The 598-nt window shown below is 49.3% G+C and carries 1 protein-coding gene; it reads right to left on the minus strand.

What is annotated here, in order from left to right:
* The coding region (locus tag R7Z49_RS26335; protein WP_318112610.1) for an LptA/OstA family protein at positions 1-598 on the minus strand (598 nt) is incomplete at both ends.

Consider the following 598-nt stretch of genomic DNA (forward strand, 5'->3'; position numbering starts at 1 on the left):
CACTAGAACCGTAAGAAAGAGAAGGGAATAGGAAACCGGTTTTACGCGTGTTGCCAATAGGCATGGTCATGTATGGCACGTAAAACACGGGCACATCCATGATCTCAAAACGAGGGTGGTGCAGCGTGGCGGTCTCTTCGTCTTGGTCTACGTCAATACCAGACGCAACCAAGCGCCATGAATTATCGCCTTCCGGACATGATGTGATTGAGCCATCTTCTAGTTCATAGACAGACTGACCTGTGCGTGCAATGTAAGCGGCAGTACCACGACCTTGTTGGCAAAGAAATTGGTATTCGGTGTTTTCAAGCGAGAAGGTATCTTGGTTGATGTCGTTGGTAACACGATCTGAGCGGGCTTTAACTTGTCCGTCATTGAAGGTCACGTTGCCTTCTGCCACCACCACGTTGTCTTGTTGGTGCAGGGTTACGCTATCTGCGGTGATTTTCTTCGGACCTTGCGTTACTTGGACGTTTCCAGAGTATTGTGCTTTGTCACCATTAATGGCTTGCAGGTTGTCCGCTTCTACCACTACTGGGGTATTAAGAGCGTCCTCCTCGCCACTTGTTTCGACCAAACATTGATCTGTGGCGGGCAT

The organism is Vibrio sp. 1562, assembly GCF_033340155.1.
Classification (GTDB): domain Bacteria; phylum Pseudomonadota; class Gammaproteobacteria; order Enterobacterales; family Vibrionaceae; genus Vibrio; species Vibrio alginolyticus.